Genomic DNA, 20,373 nt, shown 5'->3' on the forward strand with positions numbered 1-20,373 from the left:
TATATAATATATACAGACGATCATAATGTTCATTTAGATCATTCTTCGAAATAAAGCTGGATAATAAATTAACATCATACCTACAAACGAGCATACTAAATAAAAAATAGCCTCGTATTTTATTCCTAGAGAAGAGTTATTATCATGCTTTATATCATTTCTTTTATCTATCATTTTAAATAAAGCTCTATATAATAAATACCCAAGAATCGCCCCCAGGGTGTTCATTAATAAATCGTCAATATCTGTAATTCTATGATTTAGCAATTGACCTAACTCAATGGCTAATGAAAAAAGGAACCCCGTACATACCGTTTTTTTTATTGTTCTAAACTGCGGCCATATCGTCGGCAATAAAAAACCTAACGGCATAAACAGTAATATGTTCAAAACATACGTAGTTATACCTTCAGAAGCAAATGGAATCAAGTTGATTTCACTTGCACGAATCAATGTTTCATATCTCCTTATATCCCATACAGTCGCTATCTGTGTCATCTTATACACTAGCGAAAGGTAGAACAGAAAAACATACACCCATAGAAAGTGCCGAATAGATATCTTTTTTTGCGCTTTAAAATAGAATCCAATTTGAAACATAATACAAAAAATAATAGTGAAAAAATAAGTATATAAATAACTAATCAAAACTCCTGTATGCATATAGAATCTCCAAACTTTACATTTTAATCTATGATATTCATTAAAAAGTGACAAACCCCATCTTTTTCAGCACCAGCTTTTATTTTCTGACATCTGATTTTATACTCTTTTGGGGAACAGGATGTTCATTGTTGAACAAGAGTAGATTCCCATGATCAAACTTTTGGGTAGTTTTAATAGCGGTATTATCATTTTGTTCATAACTTTTTTTGTCTCCTCCATGTTGTAACTTGTTAATAGGATAGGAAAAACTTTTAAAATAAAAGTGAGGTGAATATTAAATTTTTCTTAAATTGTCACTTGGATTTATTATTAATATTCTCGACCTTTATAAAATCTTGTTCAAGCGGAGGTTTCATTGAAACATGAAATTATCAACATCATGGCGACCTAGGGGTCTCATCGAGTGGTTCCTGACGATCATGACATTTGTGGCGCTTCCTATCATCGGAATGATATCCTACTACATCTTAATCCCAAGTGATATGAATAAATTAATGAGTTTGCTAGCATGGTCTACATCCTCATTTCCTTTATTGCTGTTAATCATAACATTGTTCTTCATAGTTATTACCATTTTATCTGTTTGGAAAAAAGCCAGGATCGCACAATTGATTTTAGTACCTCTCTCATTATTATTAATCTTTCTAACAGTACAACCAATTGCTAGTATGCTGAACTATGCAAAGAGTCAACATACTGCTGTTTCACTTCGTTCTCATTTTACTTACAGTCAAGATCTTTCCACAAAACCAATAGAGAATGTTGTGTACGGGAAGACAATGGATGGTATTGAATTAAAGCTTGATATTTGGCCAGCCAAGGATACTTCTAAATTAAAACCTGCAGTAGTACTCGTACATGGAGGCGGATGGGTATCAGGTGATAAAGGAGGAGCTCCACACTGGAATCAATGGCTGAATGACTTAGGATATACTGTATTTGATGTACAATATCGTCTGTCTCCTCTAGCAGAATGGAAAGATGAAGTTGGAGATATAAAATCGGCGCTTGGATGGGTGCTGCAGAATGCAGACACCTATCAGATTGATCCCAAAAGGATCAATCTAATGGGAGAGTCTGCGGGAGGAAATCTTGCGATGTTAGCTGCATATAGTATGGGGGATGCAATGCTGCCAGCTTCTACTCACGTTCCAGAAGTGCATGTCAACGCAGTCGTAAATATGTATGGACCAGCAGATATGTCTTTATTCTACAAAAACAGCCGCAGTATCCATTATGTTCAAGATGTAATGAAGAAGTACATCGGTGGTTCTCCTTCAAAATTCTCAGACCGATATCAGATTCTTTCGCCAATCCATTACATTGAAGAACACTCACCGCCTACCATTACACTATTAGGAACCGGCGACCGTATTGTCCCGGTAGAGCAAGGTGAAGTATTAGATGAAAAGCTGAAAGAAAAAGGTGTAGTAAGCGAATTCTATCTTCTGCCAGAAGTTGATCATGGATTTGATGTAAATCCAGGCACTTTAAGCACGCAGTTTGCACGAGAAAAGGTTACAGCATTCCTGCAAAGATATAATAAGTAGACAAAAATAACCGGTACATATTGTTGTCAGAGTAGTCTGATTACAACATGTACCGGTTACTTATTTTTCATTACAAACCCAGGTGATTGGTTCCATACCAGGCCACCTCGAATTTTGTTTAAACACCGCGGAACCCCATTCCCTATCTAGACAAGACGGAGCATCGCCTTCATATCTTCCTGCGCATCTCCGATAAGCTTCAAGCCGAACATATCAGTCAGCACGTTCATCACGCCTTCCGAGATGAATTCCGGCGGCTTAGGACCGATGCGAATATCACGGATCCCCAAACTGAACAAGCCAAGCAGAATCGCAACCGCCTTCTGCTCGAACCACGAGAGCACGATCGACACCGGCAGTTCGTTGACACTGCAGCCGAAGGCGTCCGCAAGTGCAGCCGCGATCTTGACCGTGGAGCCGGAATTATTGCACTGCCCTAGATCGATATAACGCGGAATGCCCGTATCTGCCACCGTACCGTAATCGACATCATTGAAGCGGAACTTCCCGCATGAGGTCGTCAAAATAACAGTATCGTTCGGCAGTGATGTCGCGAGCTCCCGGTAATACTCACCGCCCTTGCCTGGAGCATCGCAGCCCGCAATGACGAAGAAGTGCTTGATTTTACCATCCTTAACGGCCCGAATAATTTCCGGCGCCAGCCCAAGCACCGTCTCGTGGTGATATCCCGTTGTCAATGTCTGCTCGCTCTCCACATCCGCTGCAGGCAGCGCCAGTGCACGATCAATCAGCGGCGAGAAATCATCGTTCACGATCTTGGTCACGCCCTCGAGCCCAGCCACGTCATAGGAGAAGAACCGATCGGCATAGGTCCCCTTAATCGGCATGACGCAGTTCGTCGTCGCCAGGATAGCGCCAGGATATTGCTCAAACAGACGGCGCTGGTCGTACCAGGCTTTGCCGATATTGCCTTTCAAATGCGTATATTTCTTCAAAGCCGGGTAACCGTGCGCTGGAAGCATCTCGGAATGAGTGTAAATGCTGATACCCTTGCCTTCCGTCTGCTTCAGCAATTCCTCCAGCGCATACAAGTTATGCCCTGTTACGACGATAGACTTGCCCTCAATTTTGTTCTGCGAAACGGTAACCGGCACCGGAACGCCGAAATGCTCCGTATGTGCCCGATCCAGCACATCCATAATGCGGATCGCCGCTCCTCCTACCTTCATCGCCATGTCCAGATGCTCCTGTACGTTGAAATTAGAGTTAGTCAACGTCATATAAAGCGCTTCATGCGTAATCGCGTCAACCTCTTCATCGACATAGCCCAACTGCCGCGCATGCGTCGCATACGCCGCGATGCCTTTTAACGCAAATACGATCGTATCTTGTAGACTGGCAATTGTCTCATCCTTGCCGCACACTCCGACAACCTTGCAGCCGCCCGTCGGCGTCTGCTCGCATTGATAACAGAACATTTGGGTTTCCCCCTGTCAAAATGGTTTTATATGACCAACATACTAAATGGGTAAGCACCCCCTAGTGCGTACGATCACAACAAATATTTCGATATCATGAATATTCCGTCAATTTCACAATCTTGCCTCATGTCACAAAAAGCAGCGCGTCCATAACGGATCACGCTGCCCATACGCGATTGCAATAGAAGATTTCTAGAATCGTTTCCTTCATCAAGGCCTCAACCATCCTCTACCAACTTGGTCTTCACGCCATGTTCATTACCAGGGATTAACAAGATCTGATTAATATTGTTGACTAAACCAAATCTTATATATTATCATTTATATTGTAATCTACTACCAAATATTAGGAGGTTATATATTGAAAAAGAAACTTGCTATTTACATCCTGACGGCTCTACTGACGTTGTCTGTTGCAATTCCTGCAAGTGCTGCTTCTTACGCCACGAATTTGTCCGATGTTAACAACGATGAGATTATCGAAGTTAATCCTGAAAGAACTGATGAAATTGAAAAATTGTATGATGAGAGAACTAGGTTAATACAATCAGACGACAATGGAGAAAAACTTGCTGAAAATCAAATGAAATTAGAGGGTCTAGGCGTGGAGTTTCTTTCTACTAATGAGGTTCAGCAAAGATTCGGTGATGATGCTCCAGTAGCAGCGCTTTTAAATGCAACTAATGTCAATGAATTGAACTCAATTTCTCCTTACGTTAATCCTCCTGAAAAGAAAAATATTGTTTGGACTAGTTTTCGAGCGGATATGGTTAAGAATGGCGTTACATATGAAGTGCAACATCTAACTGCACAATCTAACAGTCAACCCTCATCATTAAAAGGAACATCCACTGCCGTTGTACAAACAAGTAGCTCTTTTGGAGTAGCAGTCGAAAAATTAATATTTACTGTATGTAAAGCAGGGGCATCAACCGTATCTAATGGAGTAAGTATTGCAATATCATTTTATGACGCATTAAAGTCTTTTATTAGTGATGCCAATTTCAATGCTACTACAACGGTTAGCAACGTTAAAGTCACCTATCAAACAAATCAATATCAATCTATTGATTATATGTATGTTAAGGTAAAATCAAAGAATGACAATACTCAAGTTTTATCTTTTGTAACTAATGAAGTTTCAGGTGACACAACTGCAATTGTCCCTGTTTTTACTTATGGCTCTAATGGTGCTACATCTGGTTCAACATCTAGCACGATTAATAGACAATTTTCATATAAAGCACCAAAACATCGGGATAGCTCACAGGCAGTGGCCTCCTATCTTGATCCTGTTTATCAACCTAGTCAATCGTTCTTAAATGAGCTTCAAGTTACAGGAATTAAGGGTGCGAAAGTACATTTTATCCCAATGACTGTTGTAACTTTACCAGGTTCTCTTAATTAAAAAAGAGCATAACATCTTGGAGTTTGTACAAGGTGTTATGCTCTTTACTCAATTTTTTTACGTATTATCTAATACGAACCATTTTCCCTCCGCCGAGTAGAAATTAGAATGTTACGCTTGTTCTGCCCAGTTAGCCGGATATGTTACATAGATAAAGCGTGCATATTCTGGGACAGAAAATTGAATCTTACTTTCTTTTGGAATCAGGATCACTTCTCCAGGACCAGCTGACACTTTTGTACCATCAATGATAACATCCAGATGTCCCTCAATCACATAATCAATTTCATCATAGTTAAGTGTCCAGTCAAAGGTTGTTTCTTTCATCTCCATGATACCGCAGCCAAGTCTTGGACTTTCTTTTAGTGAAAAAAGATCTTTACAATAGACGACATCATTAGGGTTGCCTGTATCGAGACGATCACCTTCTGTTACTTTCATATTTGGCACTTTAACAGAAGTAATCCCTCCAGGACCTCTATGAACGTTCTGGTCAATAGCATCAGCCCCTACTGTTTCTATGATGATTTGACGAACCATCTCTTCAATCATCTTTTTATCGATACTCATGGGTATCCTCCTCTACTTCTTAGGTGCAGTTTTTTTGGAACCATTTTACTTGCAATGAGCATAGCAACCAGTACAGCTGTGATACACTTTTGAATATCGATTCTGTTCTCGGTTAGAAGGAGGTGTGAACAAATTTCACTTTTCCTCATCTCTCATACCAGAAAATAAACACAAAGAGGCCTAAAGTTAAATAGCTTCCTATCAAGTAGGAATGCTAAAACCTTAAGCCTCTTTGCTTTAGTAAGACTACGCCTTTGTAGTCCTCTATTACATTTTAAACGTAATGAAACGGTTGTTCCACACGCTGTAGATTCAAATCGAATGCTCCCTTATAGTTTATCCTCTACTTAGCTATTTACAATAGATAAAACTAAACTTTTTTGTGAACATTCTTCAACGTTGATGCGAGTAGATCATATCTCTTTATTGCATGCAGCAATAAAACACTCTCCTAGATCGAGTCCTGGAGAAGTATTAGAACTTGCTTATGGTACAGGCTTAACAACGATTCCCCTATCGAAAGCCGGCATTACAATGACCGGTGTTGACATTTCTTCTGAGATGCTCAAATATGCACGGTTGAAGGCGGAAGGGGCTGACTGTTACTTTTATGGAGGGCGATGCTCGTACCTTCGAATCGGACAAGCGATTTTAACCCGATGGAATCTTTGCATTTGAGACTCGTAATCCGGAGGGTACGGATTTATCCGATCAAGAGGAGACAGAATGGGGATCATTTATTGATAAGGATTGGAATAACGTAAAGGTATCCGGCACTCAATGTAACAATGCTAGCCAGCATATCATGCATTGGGTCACGATACGTGATTGGGGGTATAAGCGAACGACTACCCGAATTGCTTGTCGGTTCACGGATCAGGATACGCTGCATTCTTTATTAACCCGTTCTGGCTTTCGCGTCGAACATCAATATGCTGATTGGGATAAAACGCCGTTCTCTCCTTTATCTTCATCTATCATTAGCGTTTGTCGGAAATGTTAGGAGATACGTAATACAGTGAAATAGTAAAATCCCCTCAGGTCGAGGGGATTTTTGGTGATCGTTCGGATAATTTATCATAAGTCTGAATACTAGGAATTTAAGAACTCCCAACAGTATGGATAGTCCACCGTTGATTATTTTCAACATGCTAGGCCCATTGACGTATGCTCGCTTTTTGATTCAAGGAGTTTTTTTCTACGTCCGCTACATAAGCACTATTCTTATGACAATTTCATACCATTCATTTGTTGGTTATCCACGTATTTTTCTGGTATATTATGGCTCAATGATTTGTCTGCCCACATTCACATCGTCTATTTTCCATTGGTTATCAACAAATTTATAGAATACATAACGATCAACAAGCTCGAGATTGATAGGACCACTTTCAAAGTAAGCAGATTGGTGCATTTTTGCGGTTGTGGTGCTGCTGTAGGTAATATCGGCCTTTTTTGTTGTAAGCATAGCGTTATTTTTAATGCCATTACTGTGAATGATCTTGTTTATAAAGGAGTCCGTGAAATAAGGTCTGAAATATGTGCGAATTTGCGAATAGCTTGAGAGATCGGTGGCTTCATTTATCTTTGCATTAAGTACCTCTATTCTCTCCTGACTCATTCTCCAAGGCTTGAGCGGATCTGTATGGATAAAGACCTGTTGCTGACCGATCGTAATGGTTGCTTTTCGTTCTTGTTCAGACCACAGCGCTGTTCCGCCAAAGGCTTCAGCAAAAAAACGGGCTGGTACATAAGTTGTTCCATTAACAATTTTTGCTGGCACATCAAGGCTGAAAGCAGCGTTATTTAATAAAGCAGTTCGAGAATTAACATGAAGCAACAGCTCTCGTTTATCACGAATAATCGTAATGCTTTTTTTGGCCTGGTCCCAGATTACTTGTGAATTGAATCGCTCTGAAACAGCACGTAATGGAATCAGCACTCGTCCATTTTCTATTTTTCCATTATCAACCGTATTAGAAAAATGATTGGCGAAGCTTATCGCTGGATTACTGATTAGTAAAGCACACACAAAAGAAAGTGTTAGTGCGATTATTGTTTTTTTCAAAGTTCCTCCTAGGGTTCTATTATTTTCTTGACTCTAGCTCAAATCTTGTCGTCGAAAGTTCCTTTCGATACGCTCCCTTTAGTTAGATAAACGCAATGTAATGGAGAATGTTGCAGTTATAATATAGAAATCGGTTCAACATTAAACTAAACGGCCTGTTAGCTTAATAAGCTAGGATCGCGAGACATTAGAATCGGTAAAGGATCAAGTTCTTGTCAATTTTGGCAAAAGGACCACGCAATCATTGTCCATTCCTTATCTCAAAGATTTTCTGTAGGGTATGGATGTGCAAGCTTCTTTCATCAACCGTTTCTTGGAGTTTGTTTCCCGATCCTGCGTCCATATACCACTCAACAAGCCTGTACCCGAACATAAGTAGAATCATCTCATAAACGCAGTTATCCGTTATGTGTGAAATATCCGCATATTCCGAAAAGCCCTTGTAATACGCTGGGATACATCTACGATAGTATTCAACCATGTCTTCGACATCGGCTTCGTCCGCGATAAGACTTGCTATATCTTCACCTAAATAGCCCCACCCCGTGGTATCCCAGTCCATGAGTATGGTTTTACCGTCTGAATAGAACAGGTTTGCCACCCAAAAATCCCTGTGGCACAGCACGACGGGGAGCTTTTCAATACGGTTGAATATCTCGTCTGAGGCTTCATCAATGTCGATGAGCATATTACATAGGTGTTTCGGGATTTCGCAATCTTCGGAACGTATATAATCGTACACTCTATTCCATGACCGATAATGAAGATAGAAGTTCTTCATATAATCCACTTTGCTCAGGTTGGTCAAGTTCTGTAAAACATCTGGCTGTTCGGCATATAGCTTGCCTTGGAACCGTCCTAATTCCTTGGCTGCGCGTTCATACATATCGCCAGTCAAGTCTAAACCCGATATGCCGTCGATATATTCCATCCATATCTGCGTTTCGTTTTCTTCTACGTTCATTTCGGCGTGATAGCATTTAGGCCAACGGAATGACTCAGAAAACAGAGTGCCGAAATTGGATTTATAAAAATCATATTCCCTGCGCCATGAATCAGGATCACTGTAGCGTTCCCATTTCTTCTGCGTTTTTAAAACGATTATATAGGGTAACGTCCCGCCGTCAGTGGTTTGGGCATTGCCCGTTACAAGCTGTACATTACCTACTGTACCGCCATGTAATGTTTTGGTTTGGAAATCAGCGCAGTTTATTTTCGTACCGAGCATTTTGCTTAAGATCGGTGTCAGCGTTTCGGCTTTTATTTCGCTCATGATGAAGTCCTCCAATCGTTTTTTAGTAAGTAGTTTTTCAAAAGCTATGTTATCGACGTGGTTAGGATATATACAATCATTCTTCAAGAGATTCTCCACGTAATTGCACCGAGTTATCGAATTATTCAGAAAGCAACTGTGCTCCGGTCGATTTTCTACTAGCCATTATCGCTGTGATTAATATAGTGCTTGGATTCTCCACGATCATGAAATCACCATCCTTTCACGTAATACATAAACATCATATTTGAAAAGAAGACAGTGATGAAAGGTCGACAATAGATATATTCATTTATTACCTCTTCCTACCTGTTGGTTTAACAATAATGGCATCATTTCAACTTGACTGCTACCAATGAGATCATATCGGGAATGTTATTCCCCTGTGTACTACGAGAACCAGCGAGATACACAGATTACAATTTACATGATTACTTGGTTATCAATCCGTCATATAGAAAAATAGGCATCACTCGCACAATTAGATTGCACAAGTGATACCTATTTCATCTTGAAATCTTTCAATGACCACGTCAGCTTGATGTATGCTAATTACATCTGATGTCCAAGGCATGCGACGTAATCTTAGATAGTAAACCAGCGCAGTTCGCCGCCCTTGAGCTCCAATTCGAAGCTCTTGCTATTCGCGTGCACAGTCGTGTTGCGTGGCTCAGGAGTATTGTTGACAGCACAATATGCTCCTGCTTCTGGATAAACATGAATTTCTGTATGGGCATCCGAACTAAACCAATTGTGCAATTCATTATCTTTGCTGCACGACCATAATATTGCACGGTGCAACAAGCGGGCGTTCTCGGCACTATACGGTAGTCCACCGATATAGACAGTGCGACCGCCGAAATAGTTATTAACTGCCAACTGCACTTCTTTATCCTTACAATCTAAAATATCAGCGCTAGTCGCATATACATTTTTCTTGCCTTCACCGAAGTTAATGTCGCCATCCATATCGGCAGTAATAAAGTGAGACGGCTTTACGTCCCAATTGTATTTATCGTAGCCGAGAGTGAAGCCGCGCTCCAGCTCTACGCCAAGAGCATCGCCTAGCTGGAAGAAGCGCCCTTGATGTTGAGCGGCGGAAGGTTCACCTACCCCGATAAAGCCGCCTCCGCGAGCAATAAATGCACGGATTTGCTCAACAATATACGGGTCTTTCCAGTTGTCACCGCCGGTATGTGCGGTGTCAGCGTCACCGACATTAATCATGACATCGATATCGTTGAGCAGGTGCGGCTGCTCACGAATGTCGTCAAAGCTAATGAACGATACATCGAAAGGAGCTCCGCTTAAAATCTCAATAATGCCCGCATAGCTGTAGTTTTGTTTCTGGTACAGAGCATGATGCACCATATGACAGCCCCAAGAACGCATTTTCCCCCAGCAGTTCAATACAGCAACTTTAGCTATGCACAGCGGCTTCGTGCGCGCCTTCTCATATAAATCGCGGAATTCATCAGCAACTTGCGTGACATAATCGACAAAGTCTGGGAAGTCCAGCGCCAGCTTCAAGTAGCCGCCATAGCCAATGCGATCTACAGGCTTGCGCAAAATAGCTCGTCTTGCTGTTAACCAGTTTTCTTGAGCTTCTGCCGTTGGGTTCCCGCCAGGATGGAACGTATCCGGGAAGAAATATGGCAAGAAGCGCCCTTCTGTATATTTCACCCCAGGAATATCGCTAATTAATCGGAGTGTTGAACCATTGCCGACGCTGCCGACGACAGCATCCAGCCCGATGGTTTTAAATTCATCCATATAAGGCTCAGTGCCAATAAAATGGTCCCCTAAGAACATCATCGCTTCGCGACCTTCTTCATGGGTAATATCAACGAGTTCCTTAGCTAACTGCGCCACTTCGCGTCGTTGGAAGGCCATAAAGTCTAAGTATGGTTTGGACGGAATCCGATACTGGTTGTTGTAGTAGCCTTCGTCAATAATGTATTCCGGACGGAACGTATAGCCTACTTCACGCTCGAACTGTTCGAGAATATAAGGGCTGACGCTAGCGGAATAGCCGTACCAATCCACATATTTCTCCCGACGCAGCTCATCGAATATAAGCGTGAACTGATGGAAGAACGTTGTAAATCGTACTACATTTACATAAGGCTTGTCCCGCAAAAATTCACGCAGTCTGCTCTTAGAGTATTCCCGTGTCTTAGGCTGACGTACGTCAAACGTAATTTGTCGTTCGAAGTCTTTCCAATCATTCACGACGGCATTGTACATATGAACGGGATCCCAAATCAGATAGGTTAAGAAGCTCACGCTATACTCATGGTAAGGAATCGTGTTATAAATAATGACACAACCGCTAGCTTCATCATAGCTCCAGAGATTCGTCGGTACGACCTCGCCAGTGGTACGATCGATAACTTCCCACCAGCGGTAAATATCATCGCGGTTGTTAACTTGCAATAAGTCTTCGCTGATCCCTTCCAGTAACCGAATAGAAAGTTCAGCATCTGTAGCAGCAACAAATTTCGTTGAAATATAGCATTGCTGTACTTCGTCAGGGTTTGCTTTTGCCCAATTGTTGTCTTTGCGGGTTGTATAGTAAGTAGCGTATACTTTCGCTCCGCATTCAGCTAGCTCTTGTGGAAAAGTGGTGCCGTCTGCATCACGCACAGCATCAGCGCCCCACAACTCCATCGTTTTCAGCGTTTCTCCTACGACATCAAGGTCGGTAGGGATGGTGAGGCGCCCTCTACCTTGTTTGCTCTGATTCTGCTCGATCATTTGAAATATGCTCCTTCCAAATAACTGATTGTTGATACCATCATACCCAGCGAGGAAGAGAGACCCAAGGACGGATTATGACCTTCCACGGGTAAAATTTTGACCTTTGATATAAAAAAAGATATAGAACTCCCTGCTCGCAACAGGCTCAGTTCTATATCTTCGAATAGATGTCAGTATAATATGAAGTTGGAAAATTACAATACTTCACAGCCATAAACTTCGATTTGTGTTAATGCCGGAAACGGTGACGGATCAGCGGACTTGATTAAGTGCTTCACTGTCAGTGATTCTACTTGACGCGGCGTAAGCTTTGTTACCTGCTTCACATTCGTTTTCGTTAAATGAATCGTTTCACTATCACCATTGGAGAAGCAGACGGTTACTTGCTCCCAATAGTTATCGTGAGGAAAGTCTGCTCGCAGCGTAAGAGCGATGCAGTCTATTTCTACAGTGCGCCCAAATTGCACGCTTATTTCAGCGTCATCTTGCTGGTTAATGCTCCACGACTCAAATGGCCATGCCCCGTGCCCTGCATTAAAACAATTGCCATTAATGGCATTGCGTGCGGCAAACACAGACTCACCGCGTGTTTCCACATTCGCAATCGCATGCGGATAACAACTGTCATTCTCATGTTGGTCAAACGGATTAAGGGCTACATTTTTGTAGCTGGAGATTTCCGCTGAAGTCGCTAGACGCACGCTAAGCGCATGGATGTCACCACTGTATGATTTCGGATTATAGGATATTTTCTTCTCTCCAAATGGAATGACAAGCCGATAACACGTTGTCGCTAAATATACGAACGTTTCCGGCATCGTATCATCAAGCTGCAACATGACATATTGGTGGGGATGCTCACTCTTTACAACAATTTGGTCACCCTCTTGATAAGGTTGATGATATACGAGCTGGGCTTGCCCCTGGTCAGAAGCCGTTGCCAATACGGTATGATTTGCATCGTGAATTTCAATCGTAAACTGCGTTACTGGTGCCATAAGATAATCAACTCTTTCCTCATTTATTTTTGAAATATTTAAGAACATTCGTTCTTAAATTCACTCGGTGTTACGCCCATATACTTCTTGAACACTTTAGAAAAATAGGTACGGTCTGAGTAACCTAGTGTCAGTGCGATCTGTTCCAGCGTGTGCCCAGATGTTTTCAACATTTGTGAAGCAATGTTCATTTTGTACTGATGTACATAATCCGTGAAATTGCTGCCAGTCATGCGTTTGAAATAGCGTGAGAAGTAACTTGGATTTAAATACAGATAGCGCGCAATATCAATAGAAGTAATACTATCAGCTAAATTTTGTTCGATGTAATGTTGAATTTGCTGTAACTTCGGTTCACAGCTGCTAGTTAGTGTACCTCGCCCTTGTTTCCCTTGTTTATCGTTAGGCATCGCCATCGCTGTTAGTGGGCGCTCCGCTAATGCAAGCACGTCACCAAGAGTCCGTGACTGCTCCATATAATTGAAGATCGCTTCATCGAGTCTAACCGAAGCTGCAATCGTCAGCTCGCGCAAGCAAACTTGCAGCTCATGCATGAATGAAGCAGGTTCAATCCTTCTTGCTTGAAAATGTTGCTTCATATTCTCAATAATACGTTGTATCCCATCTATATCATGAATAGCTAGTGCCTGCTTCAGTTCAACTTTATAGTTGTCCAACTCCCCTGCAGGAAATTTCAGCCATGTTGGTCCCATCGCCTGCTGGCGATCCGCAATCAGCATCGACTCTCCAACATAAAACTCATATTTATAGCGTAGTAAGGAGTGATAACATGTACTCATTTGCTTAAGTTGCAGCTTATCACTAACCGTGACGCTTACGAGCTGCAATTTCATATATTGTGCAACTCGTTCTTTCAATTTTTGCAGATAGCTGTTGAAGTGCAACACGTTGTTATCCGCTAAATTATCGTGATAGTTATACACAATGACAAGATGCTGTTGCTGCAAAAATGGTGTGATTCCTTCATATTTGCGTGCTAGCTCTTCCGCAATATTGTAGACAGCATAGCAAATTAACGATAACGATTGCTGTGAATAATGTTCATCGTAACTAGCATATTGTATATGCACAAGACTGAGCATATACCAAGGACAGTTCCACCTAACTCCAATACCAGACGCATATTTGAGGATGTCATCAACATTCGTTCGATCAAGCACACTCTGCAATAAACTTTGCTTGAGCAACTGTTGATTGTAGCTTGACGGTTGTACACTTACAGACGATGATTGTTTTTTCAATAAGCATATTGACTTATGCAAGCTTTGTTGCAACTGCTCTGAAGTTAGCTGATCTTTAATTAAATAATCGTCAGCTTGAAGCTTTAGCGCTTGTCTCGCGTAGTTGAAGTCTTCATGACAGGTTAAGAAAATGACGCGCACGTCAGGTTTGATTTGGCGAAACTGTTCTGCTAACTCAATCCCATTCTTCTGCGGCAGTCCAATATCTGTGATTATGATATCAGGAACGTTCTGCTGAAACAGGTGTACGGCTTTGACACTGGAATAGGTGGCAGCTACAACTTTCAACTGTAATGGTTCCCAATCAATCATCTGCTGCAATAATTTGAGCATTGGCACATCATCATCAATAAGCATCACTTTGTATATCACTGGTTGTCCCCCCGCTTGATGTCATTGGAATCTGCATTCGTGCGGTTATACCGTCATATCGGTTAGGAGCAAAAGAAAGCGTAGCCTCTGGACCAAAAGATAGTTTCAAGCGCTGAGCAACATTAACCAATCCTACCCGCTTATAACTCGGATCAGGTTCATCACTGCAACGTAATACACTTTCATTCAGTCGATGCAACAAAGACTCATCCATCCCTGCTCCGTTATCGGCAACCTCAATCACGATTGTATCCGAATCATGATAGACGGAAATCCATATTTGAGATTGCTTGCGCCTCGTATCATTGCCCTCGATATCTACATCAGTATCGACAAAGCCATGGATGATTGCATTTTCAACTAGCGGTTGTAGTAATAACTTTGGAAACTTAATCTGCTGCAATTGTGGCTCTACATCGACTTCCAGTTGGATGGGTATATCCCTGCGCATCTGCATAATATCAATGTAATGAACCATTAACTCACACTCTTCTTGCAGTGTTGCCAGTGCATTGAAATTCATATAGGCACGCAGTAAGCTCATTAAAGAGTCAATCATGCCGCTATGCAGTTGATCCTTCTGCAACATTAAGCTGCACTTTATTGAATTCAGGGTATTCAACAGAAAGTGGGGACGAATTTGCATAAATAGCGCCTCAAGCTCCAACACCCGTCTCTGCTCCTGCTGCCGCTCCATCTCATAAATAGACTGTTGCAGCTGATCCAGCATCAAGTTAATCGTCTTGCTAACCGCTGCTAGCTCATCCTCTCCCTTAACTTGCAGCCTAACATCTAGCTTGCCGTTGCCAAATTGTCCTGCAACCTGCTGTAATTGCTCAATCGGACGATGCAATCGTTTAGAGATCAGCAGGGCAAATAAAGAGAATATAATAACAAAAAGCAGGACTTCAGCAGTACCGATATAAAGTGTTTTTGAAATGATACCTCTAAACGTGTTGTTGCTCATCTCGTACACAAGCTTCCACCCGTTTTTGCTCAGCACGACTTCCGAACGCATACGATCGTCAATCTTTTTTGTATCGGATGCAAGCAGTTGTGCGGAGCCAGCAATTCGGTCACCATGATCATCCAAGAGAGCAACATCCCATGACTTCACGGATTGTAATGCATTTTCGAAATAAGACTGTTCAATTCCAATCAGCAGCACGGCCGTATACCCGTTACTAACACGATCAAAGATGACACGAGCAATATAATATTTACTCGCGCCTTCGTCTTCGAGTAAACCTAACCACTGTAATCGTTCTGGCTGTTGGAAATTAATTTTGCTATACAATTCAGGTAAATGCGGTAATAGTTTAGCGGGTTCTTCCTCTCCTGAAGGGATAATAAACTGCTGGCGGTTAATTAAGTACATGTGCGTCTGCCTATTCAACGTTTTCGAATTGATAAGCGAAAATACAGCCTTGATTTGTGAGAAATTCTCATAATCAGCAAAACTATTTAACTGCTTGACATCAGCGAATTGACGCAAGCTAGTTTTGAAGCCTGCATCGTTTACAATATAATGGGAGGCAAACGTAGCATCATCGATCGTTTTGCTAAATTCTGCACCGATTACGTTCAACATGTTTTCGTTCGTTGCATGCAACTTATCCAGCATCGATTCCTTAATTAAATAAAAAGATTGCAAAGATACAGCAACCATCGGTACGATAATAAAAATCATGAAGGAAAGTAACATTCGTTTATAATAAGTTAAATGAAACATGAGGTTAGCGTCACTTCCCATCCTTCAACATTTCCGTTACCGTTCAGACCAAATCATCGACTAGATCTTCTAATTTCTATTTGCGCTCATACCAATAGCCAGGAATACCACGCACAAGACGCATCAGCGCTTCCAAGTAGTAATAATCGCCCCAAATCATATAATCATCAGGGGACAAACCACCATGGACATAGTACGAGCCATGCTTAAGCAAACCTTCCGCTGCATCGTCACCAATCGTAGCATAGTTGTGAATCAGCGACTCCATACTGGTTGCCAGCATCTTCTCGAAATAAGGACGATCGTGATCAGCATCATCCAGATGTGAAATAAGCTCCGCCAGTCCGGCGGCTACAATCGCTGAAGCCGAACTGTCGCGATACGTATCAGCAGCTACAGGCGCGTTGAAGTCCCAATAAGCAACACTGTCCTCAGGCAAATGCTCAAGGAAGTAGCGTGCCATACGCTTAGAAGTCTCCAAAAATGCCGCATTGCCCGTATAACGATAAGAAAGTGCAAAGCCATATACGCCCCAAGCTTGCCCCCGCGTCCACGTCGAACCGTTGCTATAGCCTTGATGAGTCGCGCCGCCGATTGGTACACCTGTCTTCGTATCAAAGAAGAAAGTATGATATGAGCTATCATCACCACGAACGATATAACGCCGTGTTTTCTCTGCTTGGATTTCTGCAATTTCTCGATACTTCGAATCACCAGTTTGCTCGCTTGCCCAATACAACAAAGGCAGATTAAGCAAGCAATCGATAATGATACGGCCCGCTTCTTGCTCGTTATCCTTCGTTCCCCAAGCTTGAATGTATCCGCTTCCATCATTGGTGTTACGCCAACGATTCAATAAATGATCAGCTGCATCCAGTGTCAACTCACGAGCACAATCATCGCCAGTAAGGATCCACTGTGCTTTCGCAGATAAGCTGTACAGGAATCCGATATCATGATGATCCAATACAACTTTTTGCTCTAACCGCTGTCGAAAACTAGCTACAGTAGCTTCTGCTGCCTGCCGATAACGTTCATCTTGTGAATACTCATAGCATAACCACAATATTCCCGACCAGAAGCCATTTGTCCAGTCGTCATTATCATTCAGCTGATATTTCCCATTAAGGCTAACATGCGGAAACTGAGTTCCAAACTTATCAATATTGAGTAGCGTTTTCGCTAGAACGTCTTCAATTGCTTGTGTGTAAAGTGGTGTTGCTTGCCTTCTCGTTGTTTGCATTCCCTCTGTAGACATCTGCATTTCAGCCCTCTCTCAGAAATATAACGCAACGCTAACTATATGATAGCGGATACATCCCGCACAATGTAAGCGTTTTTTTGTTGAAATGTGAACAATTTTGACTTTTTTTAATACATTTGCTTTCTTCTATCTCACCTTCACCGTTGTCATTTGCTCATTATAGCGCACCATTACGCAATCTGCTGTCAACTTCACCTCAGGCATTTGCGACTCGCAGCCAACAGGAATTCCTGTCATCACACTTACTAGCAAATGTGTCCCTGGCTGAAGTTCAGCACGTAGTACAGGCATCAATGTCCGCTCATAGAATACATTGGTGTTAGGCTCGGTGCGAATCATCTCCGCTTGCGTGAATCCAGCAACCGCCTTTGCGATGGTGGTACCGACAGGCGAATCATAACTCGCCCAACTTGTCTCGACTACGGCTGTGTCATCACTCCTAACCGTGACGAACGGCGCTGAGAAACTGGCATCATAGGCAATTAAGGCACGGCTCGTTTCCAGTTCGTGAATGCGTACATGGCTGTCACCACAAGGGACAATCGTGCTGCGAATTGTAACTCCGACTTGCGGCTGCCAATTGTGCACCATTCGATCTTCATGCAGTTCATAGCTTGAATCGAGCGGCTTATCACGAAAATGTACGCCATCCTCACTAACCGCAAGCACACTATCAAAAGCACCTTCGTAGTAGTAATAATTGCTGCGCGGAACACTGAAGCCAAACACAGTAGAGTAGGCAAATTTCGAGTACTTGGCGCAAGCATGGTTCTGATATCCAATAAATTGACCTACAGGATACATAAGCACATGTCGAGAATGATGCGTATGCTCAATCATCGCCTTCATGCTCGGCAGCGACAGTCGGTCTGGTGAAACCTCTTGTTCTACTTCCTTTGCCTGCCAATAAGGATGGTCATCCGGAACAGCAAGCAATAAGAAGCTTTTGAACGCCCAATACGGGGAACCCGCACCGTTATAGCCCTCTCCCATCACCAAGTTCTGATAGTGATAGCCTACGCTTAGCACGCCATCTGTCGTAAAAATATCATGATTCATCCAGCTTCGCATATTGCGCGCATACAAACCCTTAATGACGCCCCATGGCAGCGCTTCAACATCGGCCAGCACAAGCGCGCTCCAGAAGCTTGCTTGCGCAAAGCGATACGCTAAACTGCGGCCGAAAGGAATTGCCTCTCCCTTGCTATCGAACCAATATTGATAGCTGCGTGCAAAAAGAATCGCCCGCTCTTTCAACTTAGCTGACCGCTCCGGATCTTCATCCGCCATAAATGTAGCGTAGATTAAACTATAATAATGGAACGCCCAGGGGATGTAATAATCAAACTGCTGATCCACACCATCAAAGTACCAGCCATCGCCAACATAGCACGACTCAATCAGGGCAAAATCCTCTTCGATCTTCTCCTGAGAATACTTCAAACCAAGCTGCTTCAGTGCCACATTCACTAAGATGCGAAAGAAGTGCCAGTTATTCGGTGCCAAACGGCGTTCATTAATTTGCCATAGCCAGTCTGCCACATGCTGCTGTTCTGTCTTTGATAGGACATCCCAAGTTTTGTGCGGTGCTAGCAGCAGAGTAGTTGCGATAGATGCCATCTCAACCAACAGCTGATCGCCATCCATCATCTTGCCATAATAATGCTCGCTGTGCGGGTTGCAGCCCTCCGCTAGTCCACGCATCCATTGGAGCTGAAGCTGCTCGTCATCATAATGGACGAGAAAGGGTCCTAGTCCCCACAGTATTCGTAAGAATCCTTCGGCATCTCTGCGATTTTCGGTATAGACCGTGCCGTGGGTTCCTAACGCTAAGTGTCCAGGCTGCTCTGCTAGCCGCGACCGCAGCGGCTGTACTAACGTCAATAGGGCTTCCGCTACATCGTCACGTTGATTCCACTGCATGCTACGTATTTTCTCTATCACGATTATTCACGCTTCCTTCAACAGTTTTCACAGCACAACGAATCTCATAACGCATATCGTACACATCGGTTATATTACAAAGACTAACAGCTAAATACCCTGTTAGTCTCTATTTTGGTCTACCTATTCGAAATTACGGCTGCTTGCCAATATAGGCAAGAATCCCACCGTCAACATATAAAATGTGCCCATTGATAAAGTCACTAGCTGGTGAAGCTAAGAATACCGCAGGACCTGCTAAATCCTGCGTTTCGCCCCAACGCTCTGCAGGTGTCTTTGCAATAATAAAGGAATCAAACGGATGACGGCTGCCATCAGCTTGACGTTCACGCAGCGGCGCTGTTTGTGGCGTCGCAATATAGCCTGGTCCGATTCCATTACACTGAATATTATATTTACCATATTCAGAAGCGATATTGCGGGTGAGCATCTTTAGGCCACCTTTGGCAGCAGCATAAGCAGACACCGTTTCCCGCCCTAATTCGCTCATCATCGAGCAAATATTAATGATTTTACCGCCGCCTTTGTTCATCATTCCTGGAATAACCGCTTTGGAGACGATAAATGGTCCGTTCAAATCAATATCAATGACTTCACGGAACTCCTCCGCACTCATTTCTATCATTGGAATCCGCTTAATAATACCAGCATTGTTAACTAGAATATCAATGACTCCAACTTCTGCTTCAATCTGTTGCACCATTGCCTGCACACCTGGCTCGTCGGTCACGTCGCATACATATCCGTGTGCCTCAATGCCGACTTCCTTATAAGCAGCTATACCGCGTTCTACTCCTTCTGGCTTGCGGTCATTAAATGCAATTGTTGCACCCGCACGCGCCATCGCGCATGCCAATTCAAATCCGATCCCATATACTGCACCTGTAACGAGAGCTACCTTACCATCAAGGCGGAAACGATCTACTGAAAATTGTGACATCTTCATACTCCCCTCTCTATAAACCCTCTCTATTCATCTATCTACTTTAGGTCGTCCATAGCGACCATATCCATATCGGTGTATGTGATATTCTCGCCGCACATTGCCCAAATAAACGTATAGT

General features: G+C 42.7%; 15 protein-coding genes. 3 read left to right on the forward strand and 12 right to left on the reverse strand.

Annotated features, from left to right (window positions below; genetic code table 11):
* Positions 1 to 33: 33 nt before the first annotated feature.
* A complete protein-coding gene (locus I2H74_RS14900; protein WP_195574975.1) occupies positions 34 to 663 on the reverse strand; it encodes a VanZ family protein in 630 nt (209 codons plus the stop codon).
* A 365-nt stretch (positions 664 to 1,028) separates the two neighbouring features.
* Here I2H74_RS14900 and I2H74_RS14905 point away from each other — a divergent pair, with 365 nt between their 5' ends.
* A complete protein-coding gene (locus I2H74_RS14905) occupies positions 1,029 to 2,216 on the forward strand; it encodes an alpha/beta hydrolase (protein ID WP_195574977.1) in 1,188 nt (395 codons plus the stop codon).
* A 146-nt stretch (positions 2,217 to 2,362) separates the two neighbouring features.
* Here I2H74_RS14905 and hcp read toward each other — a convergent pair whose 3' ends face one another.
* Positions 2,363 to 3,655 (reverse strand): hydroxylamine reductase, encoded by a 1,293-nt coding sequence (hcp, locus tag I2H74_RS14910; protein ID WP_195574979.1) that lies wholly within the window; start codon positions 3,653 to 3,655, stop codon positions 2,363 to 2,365.
* A 364-nt stretch (positions 3,656 to 4,019) separates the two neighbouring features.
* On the opposite strand from hcp, the gene I2H74_RS14915 reads away from it, so the two are divergent.
* Positions 4,020 to 5,066 (forward strand): hypothetical protein, encoded by a 1,047-nt coding sequence (locus I2H74_RS14915; protein ID WP_195574981.1) that lies wholly within the window; start codon positions 4,020 to 4,022, stop codon positions 5,064 to 5,066.
* 111 nt (positions 5,067 to 5,177) lie between these two features.
* Here the strand turns inward: I2H74_RS14915 and I2H74_RS14920 are convergent, their stop codons facing one another.
* A complete protein-coding gene (locus tag I2H74_RS14920) occupies positions 5,178 to 5,636 on the reverse strand; it encodes a cupin domain-containing protein (protein ID WP_195574984.1) in 459 nt (152 codons plus the stop codon).
* Positions 5,637 to 6,038: 402 nt separating this feature from the next.
* Here I2H74_RS14920 and I2H74_RS24715 point away from each other — a divergent pair, with 402 nt between their 5' ends.
* Complete coding sequence (locus I2H74_RS24715; protein ID WP_229106739.1) at positions 6,039 to 6,314, forward strand: class I SAM-dependent methyltransferase; 276 nt, start codon at positions 6,039 to 6,041, stop codon at positions 6,312 to 6,314.
* Between the two features lie 601 nt (positions 6,315 to 6,915).
* Here I2H74_RS24715 and I2H74_RS14930 read toward each other — a convergent pair.
* From I2H74_RS14930 to I2H74_RS14970, 9 genes are all read right to left on the reverse strand, one after another.
* Positions 6,916 to 7,704: a stalk domain-containing protein gene (locus I2H74_RS14930; protein WP_195574987.1), complete on the reverse strand. Its 789-nt coding sequence runs from the start codon at positions 7,702 to 7,704 to the stop codon at positions 6,916 to 6,918.
* 241 nt (positions 7,705 to 7,945) lie between these two features.
* Positions 7,946 to 8,977 carry an aminoglycoside phosphotransferase family protein gene (locus I2H74_RS14935; protein ID WP_195574989.1) on the reverse strand — a complete coding sequence of 344 codons (1,032 nt, stop codon included), beginning with the start codon at positions 8,975 to 8,977 and terminating at the stop codon, positions 7,946 to 7,948.
* Positions 8,978 to 9,562: 585 nt separating this feature from the next.
* On the reverse strand, positions 9,563 to 11,734 hold the full coding sequence (gene gnpA / locus I2H74_RS14940) for a 1,3-beta-galactosyl-N-acetylhexosamine phosphorylase (protein ID WP_195574991.1): 2,172 nt from the start codon (positions 11,732 to 11,734) through the stop codon (positions 9,563 to 9,565).
* Positions 11,735 to 11,931: 197 nt separating this feature from the next.
* On the reverse strand, positions 11,932 to 12,735 hold the full coding sequence (locus I2H74_RS14945) for a carbohydrate-binding protein (protein ID WP_195574993.1): 804 nt from the start codon (positions 12,733 to 12,735) through the stop codon (positions 11,932 to 11,934).
* A gap of 38 nt (positions 12,736 to 12,773) precedes the next feature.
* Positions 12,774 to 14,369: a response regulator transcription factor gene (locus I2H74_RS14950; protein WP_195574996.1), complete on the reverse strand. Its 1,596-nt coding sequence runs from the start codon at positions 14,367 to 14,369 to the stop codon at positions 12,774 to 12,776.
* A complete protein-coding gene (locus I2H74_RS14955; protein WP_195574998.1) occupies positions 14,344 to 16,101 on the reverse strand; it encodes a sensor histidine kinase in 1,758 nt (585 codons plus the stop codon). Before I2H74_RS14955 ends, I2H74_RS14950 begins: the two co-directional genes overlap by 26 nt.
* A gap of 76 nt (positions 16,102 to 16,177) precedes the next feature.
* On the reverse strand, positions 16,178 to 17,365 hold the full coding sequence (locus I2H74_RS14960; protein ID WP_195575001.1) for a glycoside hydrolase family 88 protein: 1,188 nt from the start codon (positions 17,363 to 17,365) through the stop codon (positions 16,178 to 16,180).
* Positions 17,366 to 17,491: 126 nt separating this feature from the next.
* Positions 17,492 to 19,288, reverse strand: coding sequence for a DUF2264 domain-containing protein (locus tag I2H74_RS14965; protein ID WP_195575004.1), 1,797 nt, complete (start codon positions 19,286 to 19,288; stop codon positions 17,492 to 17,494).
* A 154-nt stretch (positions 19,289 to 19,442) separates the two neighbouring features.
* Complete coding sequence (locus tag I2H74_RS14970) at positions 19,443 to 20,249, reverse strand: gluconate 5-dehydrogenase (protein WP_195575007.1); 807 nt, start codon at positions 20,247 to 20,249, stop codon at positions 19,443 to 19,445.
* Between the last annotated feature and the right edge of the window lie 124 nt (positions 20,250 to 20,373).

This window comes from Paenibacillus sp. 1001270B_150601_E10 (assembly GCF_015558675.1).
Lineage (GTDB): Bacteria > Bacillota > Bacilli > Paenibacillales > Paenibacillaceae > Paenibacillus_B.

Coding starts and splice junctions, on each gene's coding strand:
- hcp (WP_195574979.1), bottom strand. CDS start 3,655: ATGTTCTGTTATCAATGCGAGCAGACGCCGACGGGCGGCTGCAAGGTT.
- I2H74_RS14900 (WP_195574975.1), bottom strand. CDS start 663: ATGCATACAGGAGTTTTGATTAGTTATTTATATACTTATTTTTTCACT.
- I2H74_RS14935 (WP_195574989.1), bottom strand. CDS start 8,977: ATGAGCGAAATAAAAGCCGAAACGCTGACACCGATCTTAAGCAAAATG.
- I2H74_RS14905 (WP_195574977.1), top strand. CDS start 1,029: ATGAAATTATCAACATCATGGCGACCTAGGGGTCTCATCGAGTGGTTC.
- I2H74_RS14955 (WP_195574998.1), bottom strand. CDS start 16,101: ATGTTTCATTTAACTTATTATAAACGAATGTTACTTTCCTTCATGATT.
- gnpA (WP_195574991.1), bottom strand. CDS start 11,734: ATGATCGAGCAGAATCAGAGCAAACAAGGTAGAGGGCGCCTCACCATC.
- I2H74_RS14945 (WP_195574993.1), bottom strand. CDS start 12,735: ATGGCACCAGTAACGCAGTTTACGATTGAAATTCACGATGCAAATCAT.
- I2H74_RS24715 (WP_229106739.1), top strand. CDS start 6,039: ATGCGAGTAGATCATATCTCTTTATTGCATGCAGCAATAAAACACTCT.
- I2H74_RS14920 (WP_195574984.1), bottom strand. CDS start 5,636: ATGAGTATCGATAAAAAGATGATTGAAGAGATGGTTCGTCAAATCATC.
- I2H74_RS14960 (WP_195575001.1), bottom strand. CDS start 17,365: ATGCAGATGTCTACAGAGGGAATGCAAACAACGAGAAGGCAAGCAACA.
- I2H74_RS14970 (WP_195575007.1), bottom strand. CDS start 20,249: ATGTCACAATTTTCAGTAGATCGTTTCCGCCTTGATGGTAAGGTAGCT.
- I2H74_RS14965 (WP_195575004.1), bottom strand. CDS start 19,288: ATGCAGTGGAATCAACGTGACGATGTAGCGGAAGCCCTATTGACGTTA.